The organism is Cupriavidus sp. IK-TO18 (assembly GCF_015549295.1).
GTDB classification, from domain to species: Bacteria; Pseudomonadota; Gammaproteobacteria; order Burkholderiales; family Burkholderiaceae; genus Cupriavidus; species Cupriavidus oxalaticus_A.
Genome location: NZ_JADGMP010000009.1, coordinates 140,465 through 157,643, shown reverse-complemented (window position 1 = coordinate 157,643; position 17,179 = coordinate 140,465). Strand labels below are relative to the sequence as shown.

At 68.3% G+C, this 17,179-nt stretch carries 15 protein-coding genes and 2 tRNA genes; 11 read left to right on the top strand and 6 right to left on the bottom strand.

Annotated features, from left to right (window positions below; translation table 11 throughout):
• Positions 1–122 precede the first annotated feature (122 nt).
• The 7 genes from IPF36_RS09280 to IPF36_RS09250 all read left to right on the top strand — a co-directional run bounded on the left by IPF36_RS09280 (position 123) and on the right by IPF36_RS09250 (position 7,163).
• On the top strand, positions 123–1,232 hold the full coding sequence (locus tag IPF36_RS09280; protein WP_195427838.1) for an acyltransferase: 1,110 nt from the start codon (positions 123–125) through the stop codon (positions 1,230–1,232).
• A gap of 233 nt (positions 1,233–1,465) precedes the next feature.
• Positions 1,466–2,704, top strand: coding sequence for a GTP cyclohydrolase II (locus IPF36_RS09275; RefSeq protein ID WP_135702860.1), 1,239 nt, complete (start codon positions 1,466–1,468; stop codon positions 2,702–2,704).
• A complete protein-coding gene (locus IPF36_RS09270; RefSeq protein WP_195427837.1) occupies positions 2,701–4,023 on the top strand; it encodes a URC4/urg3 family protein in 1,323 nt (440 codons plus the stop codon). The genes IPF36_RS09275 and IPF36_RS09270 overlap by 4 nt, the downstream gene beginning before the upstream one ends.
• A 99-nt stretch (positions 4,024–4,122) precedes the next feature.
• A complete protein-coding gene (gene upp / locus IPF36_RS09265; RefSeq protein WP_135702858.1) occupies positions 4,123–4,833 on the top strand; it encodes a uracil phosphoribosyltransferase in 711 nt (236 codons plus the stop codon).
• A complete protein-coding gene (locus IPF36_RS09260) occupies positions 4,833–5,555 on the top strand; it encodes a TetR/AcrR family transcriptional regulator (protein ID WP_240745814.1) in 723 nt (240 codons plus the stop codon). The genes upp and IPF36_RS09260 overlap by 1 nt, the downstream gene beginning before the upstream one ends.
• A gap of 111 nt (positions 5,556–5,666) precedes the next feature.
• Positions 5,667–6,953, top strand: a complete 1,287-nt coding sequence (locus IPF36_RS09255) for an amidohydrolase family protein (RefSeq protein WP_195427836.1) — start codon at positions 5,667–5,669, stop codon at positions 6,951–6,953.
• Between the two features lie 123 nt (positions 6,954–7,076).
• Positions 7,077–7,163, top strand: a tRNA-Leu gene (locus tag IPF36_RS09250).
• A gap of 110 nt (positions 7,164–7,273) precedes the next feature.
• On the opposite strand, the gene IPF36_RS34560 is transcribed toward IPF36_RS09250, so the two are convergent.
• Both IPF36_RS34560 and IPF36_RS34555 read right to left on the bottom strand, forming a co-directional pair.
• Complete coding sequence (locus IPF36_RS34560; RefSeq protein ID WP_255519722.1) at positions 7,274–7,489, bottom strand: diguanylate cyclase; 216 nt, start codon at positions 7,487–7,489, stop codon at positions 7,274–7,276.
• An 82-nt stretch (positions 7,490–7,571) separates the two neighbouring features.
• Positions 7,572–7,709 carry a hypothetical protein gene (locus tag IPF36_RS34555; protein ID WP_240745813.1) on the bottom strand — a complete coding sequence of 46 codons (138 nt, stop codon included), beginning with the start codon at positions 7,707–7,709 and terminating at the stop codon, positions 7,572–7,574.
• 300 nt (positions 7,710–8,009) lie between these two features.
• Here IPF36_RS34555 and IPF36_RS09240 point away from each other — a divergent pair, with 300 nt between their 5' ends.
• Positions 8,010–8,933 carry a hydrolase gene (locus IPF36_RS09240; protein ID WP_195427835.1) on the top strand — a complete coding sequence of 308 codons (924 nt, stop codon included), beginning with the start codon at positions 8,010–8,012 and terminating at the stop codon, positions 8,931–8,933.
• Positions 8,934–9,035: 102 nt separating this feature from the next.
• On the opposite strand, the gene IPF36_RS09235 is transcribed toward IPF36_RS09240, so the two are convergent.
• Together IPF36_RS09235 and IPF36_RS09230 are read right to left on the bottom strand one after the other, a co-directional pair.
• Positions 9,036–9,112 (bottom strand) — tRNA-Arg (locus IPF36_RS09235).
• A 97-nt stretch (positions 9,113–9,209) separates the two neighbouring features.
• Positions 9,210–10,919: an MBL fold metallo-hydrolase gene (locus IPF36_RS09230; RefSeq protein ID WP_133094476.1), complete on the bottom strand. Its 1,710-nt coding sequence runs from the start codon at positions 10,917–10,919 to the stop codon at positions 9,210–9,212.
• 225 nt (positions 10,920–11,144) lie between these two features.
• On the opposite strand from IPF36_RS09230, the gene IPF36_RS09225 reads away from it, so the two are divergent.
• Entirely contained in the window at positions 11,145–11,522 is a 378-nt protein-coding gene (locus IPF36_RS09225) for a short-chain fatty acid transporter (protein ID WP_133094477.1), read from the top strand.
• Between the two features lie 263 nt (positions 11,523–11,785).
• Positions 11,786–13,204, top strand: a complete 1,419-nt coding sequence (locus IPF36_RS09220) for a DUF1254 domain-containing protein (protein ID WP_135702854.1) — start codon at positions 11,786–11,788, stop codon at positions 13,202–13,204.
• A gap of 88 nt (positions 13,205–13,292) precedes the next feature.
• Here the strand turns inward: IPF36_RS09220 and metE are convergent, their stop codons facing one another.
• The gene (gene metE, locus IPF36_RS09215) at positions 13,293–15,668 is read right to left on the bottom strand and encodes a 5-methyltetrahydropteroyltriglutamate--homocysteine S-methyltransferase (RefSeq protein ID WP_195427834.1); all 2,376 of its coding nucleotides are present in this window, start codon (positions 15,666–15,668) and stop codon (positions 13,293–13,295) included.
• Between the two features lie 147 nt (positions 15,669–15,815).
• On the opposite strand from metE, the gene IPF36_RS09210 reads away from it, so the two are divergent.
• Complete coding sequence (locus IPF36_RS09210; protein WP_133094480.1) at positions 15,816–16,733, top strand: LysR family transcriptional regulator; 918 nt, start codon at positions 15,816–15,818, stop codon at positions 16,731–16,733.
• Between the two features lie 9 nt (positions 16,734–16,742).
• Here the strand turns inward: IPF36_RS09210 and IPF36_RS09205 are convergent, their stop codons facing one another.
• The gene (locus IPF36_RS09205) at positions 16,743–17,105 is read right to left on the bottom strand and encodes an AsnC family transcriptional regulator (RefSeq protein ID WP_133094481.1); all 363 of its coding nucleotides are present in this window, start codon (positions 17,103–17,105) and stop codon (positions 16,743–16,745) included.
• Positions 17,106–17,179 lie beyond the last annotated feature (74 nt).

The following is a 17,179-nucleotide window of genomic DNA, read 5'->3' as shown; positions in this document are numbered from 1 at the left end:
ATCGGAAACAATCGCTGCCAGTGTGTAACCAATCCGCAATTTGTGGACATGACGCCACATGTCAATCAGGGCAAACAGGTAGAATCCCGCCTTTCGTGCGCTTTGTCAGATTCCAAAGAACAATGAGCCCCCGTCCGTCACGCCTGCCCTGCATCGACGCGCTCAAGGCGGTCAGCTCTCAGCTGATCGTGCTGCACCATCTCGCTTTCTACGGCCCGATGTCCGACACCGCATACCGTCTCGCGCCGGGGCTGGTGGACTGGCTGTATGACTATGCCCGCATCGCGGTCCAGGTGTTCCTGGTGATCAGCGGCTTCCTCGCGGCGCGCAGCCTGGCGCCGCACGGCCGGCTGGAAATCCGCGAACACCCGCTGGCGATGCTGTGGCGCCGTTACCTGAAGCTGGTGGTGCCCTTCGCCGCGGCGCTGCTGCTGAGCATTGCCGGCGCCGCGCTGGCGCGGCAGTGGATGATCCATGAATCGATCCCGGCGACAGCGCACCTGACGCAGTTCCTGGCGCACCTTACGCTGCTGCATAACGTGCTGGATGTCGAGGCCCTCTCGGCCGGAGTCTGGTACGTCGCGATCGACCTCCAGCTGTTCGGCCTGCTGCTGGTGGCGCTGTGGGCCGCGCGCGCCTTTGCGCCGCGCCAGGCGCAGGCGGGCGCCGCGGCCGGCATCGGCGTGGTGGCGCTGCTGGCGGTCGCGTCGCTGTTCTGGTTCAACCGCGATGCCGCCTGGGATATCTGGGCGGTGTACTTCTTCGGCGCCTATGGCATGGGCACGCTGGCATGGTGGGCCTCGAACCCGGGCCGATCGGCGATGCCGCTGCTGGTGCTCTGCGCGGTGGCGCTGGCGGCGCTGATCGTCGATTTCCGCCTGCGTATCGCCATAGCGCTGGCCACCGCGCTGCTGCTGGCGGTGGCCCGCCGCGGCGGCTGGATGGAGCGCTGGCCGCGCGGCCATGTGGTGGGTTTCTTTGGCCGCATTTCCTATTCGGTTTTCCTGGTGCACTTCCCGGTGTGCCTGCTGGTCAATGTGCTGGTGTCGAACCTTGCGCCGGGGCAGCCGGTGCTGAACGCGCTGGGTATGGCGGCTGCGTGGGCGCTGAGCAACGTTGCGGGCGCGCTGTTCCATCGCTACGTGGAAAGCGCAAGCCCCCTGGCAGCGCTGCGCGCGGCGAGGGCATGGCTGTCTGACTCGCGCGGCTCGGCGAGCCGTCCTACCGTGTAAGGCTTGCAACCCCTGCGCGTGCGGCAGGCTGCCTCCTGCTGGTGCGCGTGCACCGGCGGTGTCATGCTGCCGGCACTCCCTGCGTGCATGCCTGCGCTGCGCTTGCGTACGGCGCCATACAGAGCGCGGCAAAACTCGCGTAAACCGGCATTGGGCGATGGCATGAACGTTGCCTAGTATGGAATCGTAAACCTGACCATTTGGTCAGGATTCCATCGGGAACCGAGGGTGCCATGTCCGACCATATCGTCCTCACTTCGCACGCGCGCCGCGACAAGCCGGCCGAGCCGATCCACTGGGGTGCGCCCACCGCGGCCGAACGCGGACCGGTGATCGCCAGCCTGGCGAATCCCGCGCAGCGCAACGTGATCGGCACCCACGCCGGCGCCTATGCCATATACCGCGCGCTGGCGGTGGCCTCGGGGTCGCTGCAGCGCGACCATCGGCCAGACCTGACCGACACCGCCCCCGCGGAGTCGATCGGCCCGCACCCGCAATGGGCCGATCCGGAAAAGATCGTCTCGCTCGATCCCTGGGGCCACCTTGTTTCCTCCGTCTTCGCCGACCGCATCGCGGCGGGAGTGGACATCCGCCCGACCATTGCCATCACGCGCGCCCATATCAACATGCCCGAGCTGATCTCGGCGATTGCTGCCGGCCGGCTGACCCCCGACGGCAGCATCCTCTATGCCAATGGCGACGTGCGCGTGACCAAGGCGGCGGTCGATCCGGTCTGGTACCTGCCGGGGCTGGCGGCGCGCTTCGGCATCAAGGAAAGCGCGTTGCGGCGCGGCCTGTTCGAGCAGACCGGCGGCATGTTCCCGGAGCTGGTCACGCGGCCCGACCTGAAAGTGTTCCTGCCGCCTATCGGCGGCATGACGCTGTACTTTTTCGGCGACGTCAGTCAACTCGGCAAGCCAGAAACAAGAGTGGCCTGCCGCGTGCACGATGAATGCAACGGATCCGACGTGTTCGGGTCAGACATCTGTACCTGCCGGCCCTACCTGGCGCATGGCATCGAGGTGTGCATCGAGATGGCGCAGCAGGGCGGTGTCGGGCTGGTGGTTTACAACCGCAAGGAAGGCCGCGCGCTGGGCGAGGTGACCAAGTTTCTGGTCTATAACGCTCGCAAGCGGCAGGCGGGCGGCGACCGGGCCGAGACTTACTTTGCCCGCACCGAATGCGTGGCAGGCGTGCAGGACATGCGTTTCCAGGAGCTGATGCCGGATGTGTTCCACTGGCTGGGCATCCGCCGCATCGACCGCTGGGCGTCGATGAGCAACATGAAGCATGGCGCGCTGGTGGCGCAGGGCATCGAGGTGGTCGAGCAGGTGGCGATCCCCGAAGCCCTGATCCCGGCCGATGCCCGTGTCGAGATCGACGCCAAGGTGGCGGCGGGCTACTTTACGCACTACACGCCGCCGGATGCCGATGAACTGGCCCTGGCAAAGGGCAGGGGGTTGAACGAATGACAATGTATCCCGAAGAGGATCGTGACGGCATGGAACGTCGGGGAGCAGGCGAGGAAATGCGTCCGGGCGCGGGCTGGCTCAGCCCGGTGCCGGAAGGGCACCCCGCTTCCGGGCTGCTGTGCGCGGAGGCGGTGCGCACGCATTGCGCGGCGGTCACCGAGCACGTGGCCGGCGGCGCGTCCGAGCTGTTCACCTGGCATCCCGACCGTGTCCACGCGATCGCCGATTACGTGGCCAGCACGATCCGGCAGCGCTATCCGGACCTGCAGGTGCCTTACCACAGCCGCTGGCGCCACTTCGAGAGCGGCGGCGTCGACCAGCGCGCGGACCGCTGGCAGGTGCTGTGCGAGCGCGCCGGCCTGAGCGGGCCCGAGCACCGCGAAGAGCGCGCGCGCATCGGTATCGACCTGGTGATCCCGAGCGTACTGCTCGACGCCGGCGCTGGCCCCGACTGGCGTTACCGCGATCCGGCCAGCGACCTGGTGCTGACACGTTCAGAGGGACTGGGCGTGGCCAGCTTCGACCTGTTCGCACGCGGCGGCTTCTCCGCGGCGCCCGGCGATCCGCTGCGCGCGGATGCCGAGCGGCTGCAGCGCATCGATGCCGACAGCATCGCCCACGCCTTCCAGGTGGCGCAGCACAACCCGCTGGTGGGGCTCGAAGGCCGCGCCGGGCTGCTGCGCCGGCTGGGCGAGGTGATGGAAGCGACGCCGGCGCTGTTCGGGCGGCCGGCGCGGCTGGGCAACCTGTTCGACTACCTGAAGGCGCATGCGGTCAACGACCGGCTCGATGCCAGCTTCCTGCTGCGTACGCTGCTGGTGGGGCTGGGGCCGGTGTGGCCGGGGCGGATCGTGATCGAGGGTGTGTCGCTGGGCGATTGCTGGCGCCATCCGGCCGCGCCCGGCGGGCTGGTGCCGTTCCACAAGCTCACGCAGTGGCTGACCTATTCGCTGCTGGAGCCGCTGGAGGACGCGGGCCTGACGGTCACCGGGCTGGATGCGCTGACCGGGCTGCCCGAATACCGCAATGGCGGCCTGCTGTTCGACTTCGAACTGATGGTGCCGCGCGATGCGTCCTTTGCCGCCGAGCCGCATGCGGTGGACGAGCCCGTGATCGTCGAATGGCGCGCGCTGACCGTGACTGGCCTGGACCTGGTGGCCGATGGCGTGCGCCAGGCGCTGGGGCTGGCGGAAGCCGGCTTCCCGCTGGCGCGCGTGCTGGAGGGCGGCACCTGGGCCGCGGGCCGGCGCATTGCCGCCAAGCGGCGCCCGGGCGGTGCACCGCCGTTCAGCATCATCAGCGACGGCACCGTGTTCTGAGCATGGCGGGCGCCCCGCGCGCCCGCCACCATTGCTTGCGCAATCGGCAAGGTTTGCGTTGGATAACGTGGCATCAAACATGGCATCAGGAGCGTCCCCATGAACGACATGTCCGCTGTACCAGCCGCTGTTCCCACCGCTGTTCCCACTGCAGCCACCCGCGACGACGACGCTGCCGGCGTGCCCGGCGTGCTGGTCGTCGACCACCCGCTCGTGCAGCACAAGGTCACGCTGGTGCGCAGCGAGGAAACCACCACCGACAATTTCCGGCGCCTGGTGCGCGAGATCAGCCAGTTGCTGACCTACGAGGCGACACGCGACCTGGCGATGGAGACCATCGCCATCCGCACCCCGATCGCGCCGACGCAGTCGCGCATACTGTCGGGCAAGAAGCTGTGCCTGGTGTCGATCCTGCGTGCCGGCAATGGCTTCATCGACGGCATGCTGGAGCTGCTGCCGGCGGCGCGCGTCGGCCATATCGGGCTATACCGCGACCCCGAGACGCTTGAGCCGATCGAGTACTACTTCAAGATGCCGGAAGATATACACGAGCGCATGGTCATCGTGGTCGATCCGATGCTGGCCACCGGCAACTCGGCCATAGCCGCGCTGAACCGGCTGAAGGAAGCGGGCGTCACCACCATGAAATACGTGTGCCTGATCGCCTCGCGTCCGGGTCTGCGCGCGCTGCGTGCCGCGCACCCCGAGGTCGGCATCGTCACCGCCGCGATCGACGACACGCTCAACGAGCACGGCTATATCGTGCCCGGCCTGGGCGATGCCGGCGACCGCCTCTACGGCACACGCTGATGGACCCGCGCGCCAGCGCTCCATCGCGCCGGCCGCTGTCGATGCGCGGCGCGCAGCTTGCGCACGAAAGTCCCGCCGGCCGCATCCGGCAGGAGAACCAGGCCATGATCATGCGCGCGGCCGAGCACGTGTTCGCGCGCGCGGGGTTTGCCGGCGCCACCATGGCCGAGATCGCGGCGCGCGCCGGCGTGCCCAAGTCGAACCTGCACTACTACTTCCGCACCAAGCAGGCGCTGTACCGCGCGGTGCTGGCCCACACGCTGCAGCTGTGGCTGTCGGAGACCGACATCATCCGCGCCGACCTTCCGCCGCAGGTGGCGCTGGAGCAGTACATTCGCGCCAAGATGCGGTTGTCCGCCAGCCATCCCGATGCCTCGCGCGTGTTTGCCAACGAGCTGCTGCACGGCGCGCCGGAGATCGGCGAGATCCTGCGCCATGCGCTGCGCGAACTGGTGGCGCGCAAGGCCGCGGTGGTGCAGCAATGGATCGACAGCGGCCAGATGGCGCCGGTGGACCCGCAGCACCTGTTCTTCACCATCTGGGCCGCAACGCAGACCTATGCCGATTTCGAGTCGCAGGTCTGCGCAGTGCTCGGCGTGAGCCGGCTGGGGCGGCAGGACTATGCGCAGGCGACCGAGCATCTGGTGGCGCTGCTGCTGCGCGGTTGCGGCCTCGCGCCCGAGGCCATGACCATGCAGGTGCTGGCTGACGGGCAGGGGTGAGCGCATCGTCCGTACCGTTCGCACGCGCTACCTGCGCCCCGCGGGGCCATGCGATCATGCGGCCGTGCTTTCCCGTGCTTTCCGTCCTAACCTTTCCCGTCAAGAGACGCCATGCTCGACCTGATCCTGCGGCACTGCAACCTGCCCGACGGGCGCACCGGCATCGATATCGGCATTGCCGATGGCCGCATCGCCGCGGTGGAGCCCGCGCTGGCCGCGCGCGCTGCCGAGGAAATCGATGCCGCCGGCCAATTGGTGACGCCGCCATTCGTCGACGCGCATTTCCATATGGACTCGACGCTGTCGTACGGGCTGCCGCGCGTGAACCAGTCCGGCACGCTGCTAGAAGGGATTTCGCTGTGGGGCGAACTCAAGCCGATGCTGACGCAGGAGGCGCTGGTCGAACGCGCGCTGGCCTACTGCGACTGGGCCGTGGCGCGCGGGCTGCTGGCGATCCGCTCGCATGTCGACGTTTGCGATCCGCGGCTGCTCGCGGTGGAAGCGCTGCTGCACGTGCGCGAGCGCGTGCGTCCCTACCTCGACCTGCAACTGGTGGCGTTTCCGCAGGACGGCGTGCTGCGCGCCCCCGGCGCGATGCAGAACCTGACGCGCGCGCTCGACATGGGCGTCGACGTGGTCGGCGGCATCCCGCATTTCGAGCGCACCATGACGCAGGGCGCGGAGTCGGTGCGGCTGCTGTGCGAGCTTGCGGCCGAGCGCGGGCTGCGCGTCGACATGCATTGCGATGAAAGCGACGACCCGCTGTCGCGCCATATCGAGACGCTGGCGAGCGAGACGGTGCGCCTCGGCCTGCATGGCCGCGTGGCCGGCTCGCACCTGACCTCGATGCACTCGATGGACAACTACTACGTGTCCAAGCTGATCCCGCTGATGCGCGAGGCCGGCGTCGCGGCGATCGCCAACCCGCTGATCAACATCACGCTGCAGGGCCGGCACGACAGCTACCCCAGGCGCCGCGGCATGACGCGCGTGCCCGAATTGCTGGCGGCGGGCGTGCCGGTTGCCTTCGGCCACGACTGCGTGATGGACCCGTGGTACGGCCTGGGCTCGGGCGACATGCTCGAAGTCGCGCACATGGGCCTGCATGTGGCGCAGATGACCGGGCAGGAGGCGATGCGGGCCTGCTTTGCCGCGGTGACCGCGACGCCGGCGCAAATCCTTGGCCTGGACGGCTACGGCATCGCGCCGGGCTGCCGGGCCGACCTGGTGCTGCTGCAGGCGCGCGACCCGGTCGAGGCGATCCGGCTGCGCGCCACGCGGCTGCGCGTGCTGCGTGCCGGCAAGACCATCGCCTGCACGCCGCCGGCGACGGCGGCCCTGCAATTGCCCGGGCGGCCGGCGCAGGTGGATTTCATGCGGAGGGGTGGCCCACAATAGGTTTAGGCCGGGCTCATGCCGGCAGCATGCCTGCGAAGATTTTTGCTTGAAGCTGTTGACAGCGTCAGGTACGCGCGGCATAATTTCGTTCTTCGCATCGCAGCAGCAATGCAGCGAAACGAAGCCCAGATGGCGGAATTGGTAGACGCACTAGGTTCAGGTCCTAGCGGTGGCAACACTGTGGAGGTTCGAGTCCTCTTCTGGGCACCAATATTCGGAAAGGCTCGCGCAAGCGAGCCTTTCGTCGTTTACGGGTCCCTTACGGATCTCGACCCGCGTCTCGATCGCAGGTCCCGCCGATCGAATTCCCGCCGGCAAGCTCAGGCCGCCGGTACCCCTTCCTCGCTCTGCGCTTCGCGCACGCAATTGCGCCCCTCCGCCTTGGCCCGGTACATCGCCGCATCGGCCGCGGCGAACAGCTGCTGCCAGTGACGTGCCCCGCCGTGCCCGATCGCGACGCCGAAACTGGCCGTCACGTGCAGCGACTTGCCGCCGACGCAGGCCAGCACGCTGTCCGGCGGCACCAGCGCACGCATCAGCGTCGCCACCTCGCGCAATACTTCGTCGCCGGCCGCGTGGCCATGGGGTCGTTGATCTGCTTGAAGCGATCGACGTCGATCAGCACCAGGCCGGCACTGACCCGCTGAGCAGCCGCTCCAGCGGCTCCAGCGTGCGCATGTAGCGATTGGTCAGTTCCTCGGGTGTCATCGAGTAATGGCCCGACACGCGTCCTTGCGCGACCAAGCTGTCGATCAACGCCATCCCCTGTCCGAAAAACTGGTGATTCGTGTCGGCGCAGGAGTGCGATCAGCTGGCCGCGCACCCACTTGCAGAACGCGACATGGACGCGATCCGCCAGGCGATCGAAAGACCGCGGCGATTTGATCCGCGCTATCCGTGTCCAGGTGCGGCGTTGCCTGTCCGGCCGCGGTCGTCGTCCGGAACGCGGTCATTGCCACCGCGCGGACGCCAACATTCCCCGCTAACGCAAGCAGGCGGATTGACCTATGCTCAAGCTCATCGGGCAGGCTGATATAACGTCCGAAGGTGGTTGCCATGACTATGGTCTTGTCATCATCGAGAGAGAGGGAGGCGGGGATTTGCCCCGGTTGGCACCCGTGTGCCACGCATCCGGGTCCGATCCTGCACCACCTGCAATGCTGCAGCATCCTGGCCGTGCTGATGTGTGCGCTGGCCCACGCGGATGATGCGGTTCCGGAAAGGGTAGCCGACAGCCAGGGCGTCTCCGGCTGGGACCAGCCGCTGCAGGCGCAGGCTGCGCCAGCGCCGGTCGCCCAGGCACCCGACACGCTGGTGGCCGGCGCCGACATGCCGGCCGGCGCGCCCGCATTCTTCAGTAGTGTCCCCGAACCAATCGCCATCGAGTACGCGACTCGGGCACCGGAGCCTTCGCCATCATTGCCGCCTGCGATGGGAGTGGGGCCGGACGACGACGCGCCGGGGCTGGCCGCCGTGGATCGCGATCTCGTCGCCGTGGTCGAGCGCCCGCGCCGCTTGACGCTGCACATGGACGATGTCACCAGCGCTGGCGGCTTTGTCGACAGCCACGTGCGCACCATGGCGCTGGCGGTCGATGCCGTGGTGCCGCGCGCCGGCGGCCTGACGATCCAGCCGCGGCTGCAGCTGGCCTACCAGCCCGGCATGTCGCCGGTCAGCGGCGTGCAGGCGCAGGGCATGCCCGGCGATTCCAGTGCCACCGGCATCGGCGTACGGCTCTATGGCGCGCAGCCGACACGCCTGGCCGGCATCTATCCGTTCGTTGAAGCCGACTGGTGGCAGGACAGCCGCAAGCAAAGCATCAACATCAATGGCACGAAGATCGATGCCGACCTGCTGCGCGGGCTGTTCTCGTTCAATATCGGCGCGCACGGCAACACGGCAACCGGCGTGAAGCTGTGGTTCAAGGTGAGGGCGGGGCGCAATCCGGGCGGTACGGTCGGTGCGAGGTACCGCTGGTAGTTTCAGAGTGCCGGCGAGCGCTTGCGCACAGGGTCGGGCGCAACCTCGCCGCCATGAAAAAAGGGCTTCCGTTTCCGGAAGCCCTTTTCCCTTCTGCATAGGTGGCGCGGCTGGCAGGATTCGAACCCACGACCCCTTGGTTCGTAGCCAAGTACTCTATCCAACTGAGCTACAGCCGCACACGAGAGGCCGAATTGTAGCGGAATTTCGGGATTGCGCAAGGGGTCCGAGATAAAAACTTTTGCGGTTGCCCATGCTGGCACCTCGCTCCGATCTTTACGCCGCCACCTCCGACCAGTTCCCGTCCGCTTCGCGCGCCTTGCCTTCATCCCGCAGCTTGAGCAAATGCGCCAGCAGCGAGCGCTGCGCGACCGGGTGCATGCGCGGCGGCACGTCGTCATAGACGCGCAGCACCAGCGCTTCGATTGGCGCGGGGCCCAGTCCGCGCAGCGCGGCCGCGACCTTGGCTTCACGCTGCAGCCGGTGGCGCACCAGCAGGCGGATCGCGTCCTGCGGCCGTGCGATCAGGAAGCCGTGCCCGGGGGCGAGCCATTCCAGGTCTTCTTCCTGCAAGGCGGCCAGCGAATCGAGGTAGGCGCGCATGTCTCCGTCAGGCGGTCCGATCACGACCGTCGAGCCCTGCATCACGTGGTCGCCGGTGAACAGCGTCTTTTCCTCTTCGAGCAGGTAGCACAGGTGGTTCGATGCGTGGCCCGGCGTATGGCAGACGCGCAGCGTGCAGCCGTCGCCGATGGCGATGCGCTCGCCGTGCGCGAGTTCGCGCTGCGGCGCGAAGCCCGCGTCCTGCCACTGGCCGGCGGGCGCGGCACGGCCCAGCACCGTTGCGCCGGTCGCAGCCTGCAGCGCGGCGGCCGCCGGCGAATGGTCGAGGTGCGTGTGCGTGGCGAAGATCCAGCGGACCGGGCCAGGCGCCGCGGCCAGGATGGCGCGCACGTGTTCGTCGTCATCGGGGCCGGGATCGATGACGGCCCATTCGTTGCGCGCGCCGCCGCCGACCAGGTAGGTGTTGGTGCCGGGGCCGGTCATCACGCTGCCGTTGTTCGCGGTCACGCGCCAGACGCGCTCGGATAGCTGCACCGGCAAGCCGGGCGACAGCTCGTAACGGCCATGCTGCCGGCCTTCGGGATCGATGCGGCCGATCTCGGCGTAGCACGCCTCGTTGGGCATCACCGGCCGCACGCCCGCGGCGCCGGTGGCCAAGCGCGGCATGATGCAGGCGATGCCGCGCAACTGCGCCGCATACGCGAAGCAGGCCTCGGCGTTCTCGAATTGCGCGATCGCCGCCAGCGTGCGGCGCGTGACGTGCATCATCGGCAGGCCGCTGGCGGGATCGGCGGCTTCGGCAGGGCGGATCCAGCGGTGTTCGACGATCTCGTTGCCATCGGCGATTACCTCCTGGCCTTCCGGCGCGATGGCGACGAAGAAGCGCGTATCGAAGCGCTTGGGCAGCCCCGGCGGCGTGAGCCAGTAGCTGTGGTAGGCCAGCCGGTCGGCTGCCAGCCGCAGCCCGAGCTGCTCGCATGCATGCGCCAGGCCCGGGCCGCCGCGCTGCACGGCGGCGCGCAACAGCGCCTGTTGTGCGGCGTCGAGGGCAGCGGGAGGCAGCAGGCGTCCGTCGCTGCCGCAGGCGAACAGCAGGCCGGCTTCTTCGAAGCATTCGCGTAGCGCGGCAACATAGAAGTCCAGGCCGCCAGCCGGCAGCCCCAGGCGCTCGCTCGCGGCGATATCGTCGAGCCCGTGGGCATGCGCATGCAGCGCCCTGTCTTGCACCGCGTCGAGCGTGCCGCCGGGGAACACGTAGGCGCCGCTGCTGCGGTCGTTGGCGCGCTCGACGCGGCGGACCAGCAGGACTTCCATGCCGGCGGGCGCGTCGCGCACGACCAGCAGGCTGGCGGCATTGCGCAGCAATGGCGTGGGAATGGCGGTGGTGGCAGGGCGTGCGCCGCTTGTCTCTGTGGTTGTCATTGTGTCGGCATGGTGGTGTCATGCGGCGCCGCGTGCTGCGCGCCGACGCCGGGAGCCGTTAGTGTAGCCGCGTTGAAAGATTCGCAATCCGGGGCAAATCCGGAGGCGGCAGGGGGGGTAGGGCGGCCCGGCTTTGGCTTTTCCGCCCGAAGGCAGTAATCTGATAGCTCCGCTTCACTTTTTGGAGGGGCGCCAGGTGCGCGCTTCCGCTGGGAGGAGGTCCGCGTGATCCGAGCTTCAATCCTGTGCCTGCCGCTGGCGTGCCTGCTGGCGGCCTGCGAGACGCCGCCGCAAACCGCGCCGCGCCCGGTCCCGCCCGCCACCACGCGCATCACGGTCGATGCCCAGACCGTGTCCAGGGCGGCTTCTGTCGCCTGCGAGCCGGCCGTCGCCGAGGCGCTCAAGCGCCGCTATCCGCAGCCGGGCAGCGTCATGCTGATGGCCGATCGCGAGCAGTACTACCAGCGCGCCAACGCGCAGACGTCGGTCAACGGTGAAGGCGTGTTCGAGCCCGACGACAGCTCGTCGGCGATCGGTTTTCACTATGCCTGCCTGTACAACGCGCGCACGGGCAAGGTCGACGATGTACAGATGCGGTATTGAGCAGTCGGTGTTGAGGGTTTGGTATCGAGGGGGATTCCGGTTTCCGATCGGGTGATTCCCTCGCGCTGTAGAGGTGCTTTATCATCCATGTTCCGCCGCCAGCCACCACCTTAAGTGTGATCGCCCTCGCTCCCTGCCTGCGAGGAATTGACACGGCGCAAGGGCAGGCACAATATGCGCAAACACATGCGCCTCCGGGACGACATGCCGGCAGTCATAGCCGCAATCCCAGGACAGGTCGCAAGAAAATTGGGAACGGGGTCATGAAGCCTTCACTTCGTCTTATGGCGAGCGCGGTCACGCTCGCCGTCATGCTGTCCGGCTGCGCCAGCGCGCCGGATTCAGCCACAGTCCAGGCCGCCATCGCGGAACAGCCGCCGTCCGACCAGGCCATGAAGGCCCTGTCGGCCGAGGTCTTCACCTATGCCTATCCGCTGGTGCTGATGGACGTGACGCGCGAGCTGATGACGCTGCGCACGCCGGTCAACTCCTTCAGCCACAAGCGCTCGTTCCCGGACGCCAGCTTCACCGACGTGGTCAGTCCCAATGCCGATACGCTGTATTCGTCGGCGTGGCTGGACCTGTCGCGCGAGCCGGTGATCCTGTCCGTGCCCGACACGCAAGGCCGCTATTACCTGATGCCGCTGATGGATGCGTGGACTAATGTGTTTGCATCGCCGGGCAAGCGCACCACCGGTACCCGCCGCGGCAATTTCGCCATCACCGGACCCGACTGGCGCGGCACGCTGCCCAAGGGCGTGCAGGAAATCCGCTCGCCGACGTCGATGGTCTGGCTGATCGGCCGTACCCAGGTCAACGGCAAGAAGGACCTCCCGGCCGTGCACCGGCTGCAGGACCAGTACCGGCTGACGCCGCTGTCCGCGTGGGGCGGCGGCCGCCGCGTGCCTGACCGGCCCGCGCCGCGCGCCGCCGCGGTCGACACGCAGAGTTCGCCGGTGGAGCAGGTCGCGGCGATGGACGCGCAGGCCTTCTTCACGCGCTTCGCCGCGCTGCTGCCGGCCAATCCGCCGGCAGCGGCCGACAGCGCCATGGTGGAGAAACTGCGCCGCATGGGCATCAGCCCCGGCGTGCCGTTCAAGACCACGGTGATGGAACCGTCGACCGCGCGCGCGGTGCAGGAGGGCGCGACCGCGGCGCTGGCGGCGATCGCGCAGGGCGCGCGCAAGGGAAATGCCGATGCGGGCAACGGCTGGGTCATGCACCGCGACCTCGGCAACTATGGCACCAACTACGCCCGCCGCGCGGTGACCGCGTGGGTGGGGCTGGGCGCCAACCTGCCGGAGGATGCGATCTACGCGTCGACACGCACCGATGCCAACGGCACGCCGCTGCAGGGCGGCGCGCGCTACGTGCTGCATTTCGACAAGGACCAGCTGCCGCCGGCGCGGGCGTTCTGGTCGCTGACGCTTTACAACGACCGGCAGGCGTTTATCCCCAACCCGATCCAGCGCTACGCCATCGGCAGCCGCGACCGGCTGCGCTACAACCGCGACGGCTCGCTCGACATCTATATCCAGCACGAACGCCCGGCGGGAGCCCGGGCCGCCAACTGGCTGCCGGCCCCGCCCGATGCACTGAACATGATGTTGCGCGCGTACTGGCCGGAGCAGGCGCTGCTCGACGGCAGCTGGATGCCGCCCGCGGTGACGCGGGTGAACTGACGCAGCGCTGCTTTGGCAAGGAACAAAGGCCGCATGCCTGGTGGGCATGCGGCCTTTAGGTTTTGGTTGCGCGGGTTGCGCGAGTTGCTCAGTGCGCGTGCGTCGCACACGCGGTGCAAGCGCTGCCGCCCGCAGGCGCCGCGGCGACATGGCCGGCCGGCTTGCCGACACGCTTCCACGCCATCGCGCCGCGGACGGACCAGCGCTCGCGCAGCGCGCGCGCCGCACTGACCATGTTGGACAGCGCTGCCTCGGTTTCTTCCCAGCCGCGCGTCTTCAGGCCGCAGTCAGGATTGACCCACAGTCGCTGCGGCGGCACCACCTCGCAGGCACGGTCGAGCAGCCGCTCCATCGCCTGCACCGACGGCACGCGCGGCGAGTGGATGTCGTAGACGCCGGGCCCGATCTCGTTCGGGTAGTCGAAGTCACCAAAGCCTTCCAGCAGTTCCATCGCCGAGCGCGAGGTCTCGATGGTGATCACGTCGGCATCCAGCGCTGCGATCGACGGCAGGATGTCGTTGAACTCGGCGTAGCACATATGCGTGTGGATCTGGGTCTGGTCCCTGACGCCGCTGGCCGACAGGCGGAAAGCCGTGACCGCCCAGTCCAGGTACGCGTCCCAGTCGCCGCGGCGCAGCGGCAGGCCTTCGCGCAGCGCCGGTTCGTCGATCTGGATCACGCGGATGCCGGCCTGTTCGAGGTCGCACACCTCGTCGCGGATGGCCAGCGCGAGCTGGCGTGCGGTGGTGGCGCGCGGCTGGTCGTCGCGCACGAACGACCATTGCAGCATGGTGATCGGACCGGTCAGCATGCCCTTCATCGGCCGCTCGGTCAGCGACTGCGCGTAGCGGGTGGTGTCTACCGTCATCGGCTCCGGACGGTACACGTCGCCGTAGATCACCGGCGGCTTGACGCAGCGCGAGCCATAGCTCTGCACCCAGCCGTTCTCGGTAAAGCCATAGCCGCACAGCTGTTCGCCGAAATACTCGACCATGTCGTTGCGCTCGGCCTCGCCGTGGACCAGCACGTCCAGGCCCAGCTCTTCCTGCTTGCGCACGGCCAGCGCGATTTCGGTGCGGATGCGCTCCAGGTATTCAAGCGCGCCGATGTCGCCGCGCTTGAAGGCCGCACGGGTCTGGCGGATGGCCGCGGTCTGCGGGAACGAACCGATCGTGGTGGTGGGCAGCAACGGCAGCTGCAGCGCCTCGCGCTGGCGCTCGATGCGCTGTGCGAACGGGCTGGCGCGGTGGGCCATGTCGGCAGTCACGCCGGCCAGGCGTTGCTGCACGCGCGGGTTGACCACGCGGCGCGATTGCCGGCGCGAGGCCTGCACGGCGTCGGACGCGGCCAGCTGCGCGGCGACCGCGGCATCGCCTTCGTTGAGCGCGCGTGCCAGCAGCTGCAGTTCGCCGAGCTTCTCGGTGGCGAAGGCCAGCCATGACTTCAGCTCGGCATCGAGGCGCACTTCATGCGCCAGCGACACCGGCACATGCAGCAGCGAGCACGACGGCGCCAGCCACAGGCGGTCGCCGAGCGCCGCCTGCACGGGGCGCAGCGTGTCGAGCGCGCGGCGCAGGTCGGTGCGCCAGATATTGCGGCCGTCGATGACGCCGGCGGACAGCACGGCATGCGCCGGCAGCGCGGCCTGCCATGCGGCCAACTGGCCCGGTGCGCGCACCAGGTCGATATGGAAGCCGTCGACCGGCAGCGCGGCGGCGCGCGCGGCGTGGTCGGCGGCGGTGTCGAAGTACGTCGCCAGCAGCAGCTTCGGGCCCGCGTCGCGCAGGCCGTCGTAGGCGCTGTCGAAGGCGTCGATCCAAGCGGGTTCCAGGTCCAGGCACAGCGCGGGCTCGTCGATCTGCACCCACTCGATGCCGCGCGCCTTCAGCTGGCCGAGGATGCGGCGGTAGGCCTGCACCAGCTTCGGCAGCAGCGAGAGGCGGTCGAAGCCGGCCACGTGGCTCTTGGACAGCCACAGGTAGGTGACCGGGCCCACCAGCACCGGGCGCGCGCGCAGGCCCTGCGCCAGCGCTTCGTCGGCTTCCTCGAAGAACCACGCCGGGCCGCCGTCGAAGGTGGTGTCGGCGTCCAGCTCGGGGACCAGGTAGTGGTAGTTGGTGTCGAACCACTTGGTCATTTCCATTGCCGGCTGTTCGCGGTTGCCGCGCGCCAGCTCGAAATACTGCGTCAGCGTCAGCTGCGCCGGGTCGAAGCCGAAGCGGCGCGGCAAGGCGCCCAGCAGCGCGGTCAGGCTGAGCATCTGGTCGTACCAGGCGAAGTCGCCGGTGGCGACGGTGTCCAGGCCGCGCTCGGCCTGCAGCTGCCAGTGGCGGCGGCGCAGTTGCGCGGCCACTTCATGCAGCGCGGCTTCGCTGCTTTCACCGCGCCAGAAGGCCTCCTGCGCGAATTTCAGTTCGCGGCATTCGCCGATGCGGGGAAAGCCGAGGATATGGGTGCGTGCCATGGGGAACTTGCTCCAGAAGATGATGACTGGCGCACAGTGTCGGTTTCCCCATAAAATGAATCAAGCGACAAGTTTTAAACAACATATGAATATACTTCATACGACATCTCCTACGACAACGGGGCGGGCCCGCGCGCCGGACTGCGCATGATCGAGGTCCGCCATTTCCGCTCGCTGGTTGCCATTGCCGAATCCGGCAAGCTCGCCACCGCGGCCGAGCGCGTGCATGTCAGCCAGTCGGCGCTGTCACACCAGATCAAGGCGATCGAGGCGCACTACGGCCTGCCGCTGTTCGACCGGACCCGCCAGGGGCTGCGCTTCACGCCGGCGGGCGAACGCCTGCTGGCTCTGGCGCGCGAGGTGCTGGCCGCGGTCAGCGCGGCCGACCGCGATATCGAACGGCTCAAGGGCGACACTCGCGGCGAATTGCGCGTGGTGCTGGAGTGCCATACCTGCTTCGACTGGCTGATGCCGGTGATGGATGAATTCCGCCGCCGCTGGCCCGAGGTGGAGGTGGACCTGGTGGCGGGCTTCCATGCCGACCCGATCTCGCTGCTCAGCGAGGGCCGCGCCGACATGGTGATCGGCTCGCAGCCTGCGGTGCGGCGCGGGCTCGACGTGGCGCCGCTGTTCCGCTTCGAGATCCTTGCGGTCATCGCCAACGAGCACCGGCTGCGCAACAAGCGCCGCATCGAAGCCGCCGACCTGGCGGGCGAGACGCTGATCACCTATCCGGTGCCGGAGCAGCGCATCGACCTGATCCGCGAGGTGCTGGAACCCGCCGGTATCCGGCTGCAGCGCCGCACCGCGGAGCTGACGGTGGCCGTGCTGCAACTGGTGGCGAGCCGGCGCGGCGTGGCGGCATTGCCCAACTGGGGCGTGAAGAACTACGTCGACCACGACTACGTGCTGGCCAAGCGGATCGGTGCCAAAGGGCTGTGGAGCGAGCTCTATGCCACGGTGCCGGCGCCGCTGGCGCGCCGGCCTTATGTGGCGGACTTTGTCGCGATCGTGCGGGATACGTGCGCGGCGCAGCTCGATGGGATCGAGCTGCTGCCGGCATAGCGTGGGTGGCTAGGCCGGAAGCGCCAATCCTGCGTCACTGCGGGCCTGCGGGGCAACGGCGCGCGGAGCGGGAGCCGGCTCGCCTTGCGCCTCGCTGTCCGGATCGTCGACGTCAGCGCCCAGCACGGCCATGTCGATGCCACTTTCCAGACGGCGCAGGAACAGCCACAGCAGGCTGGCATCGGCGGCGGTCAAGGTCGCGTGGAGCACTGGCTGACTAACGGATTCGAAGCGGGTCGAGTCGAAGCGCAACTGCTCAGGCGCCAGGCCGGTGCGGCGGGCGCTGGCAAACACCCACTCCATCGCACCGAACGGGTCGGTGCCGTCGAGTTGGAGGGAAAGGCGCAGGGTGGGAAGGACGGTGGCTGGCATGTGGTGTTTCCGGCAGGTCTTCTGATGTAGTCAATGTACCAGCCGGGATGCAAAATGAGCTTCTTAATTTTCTC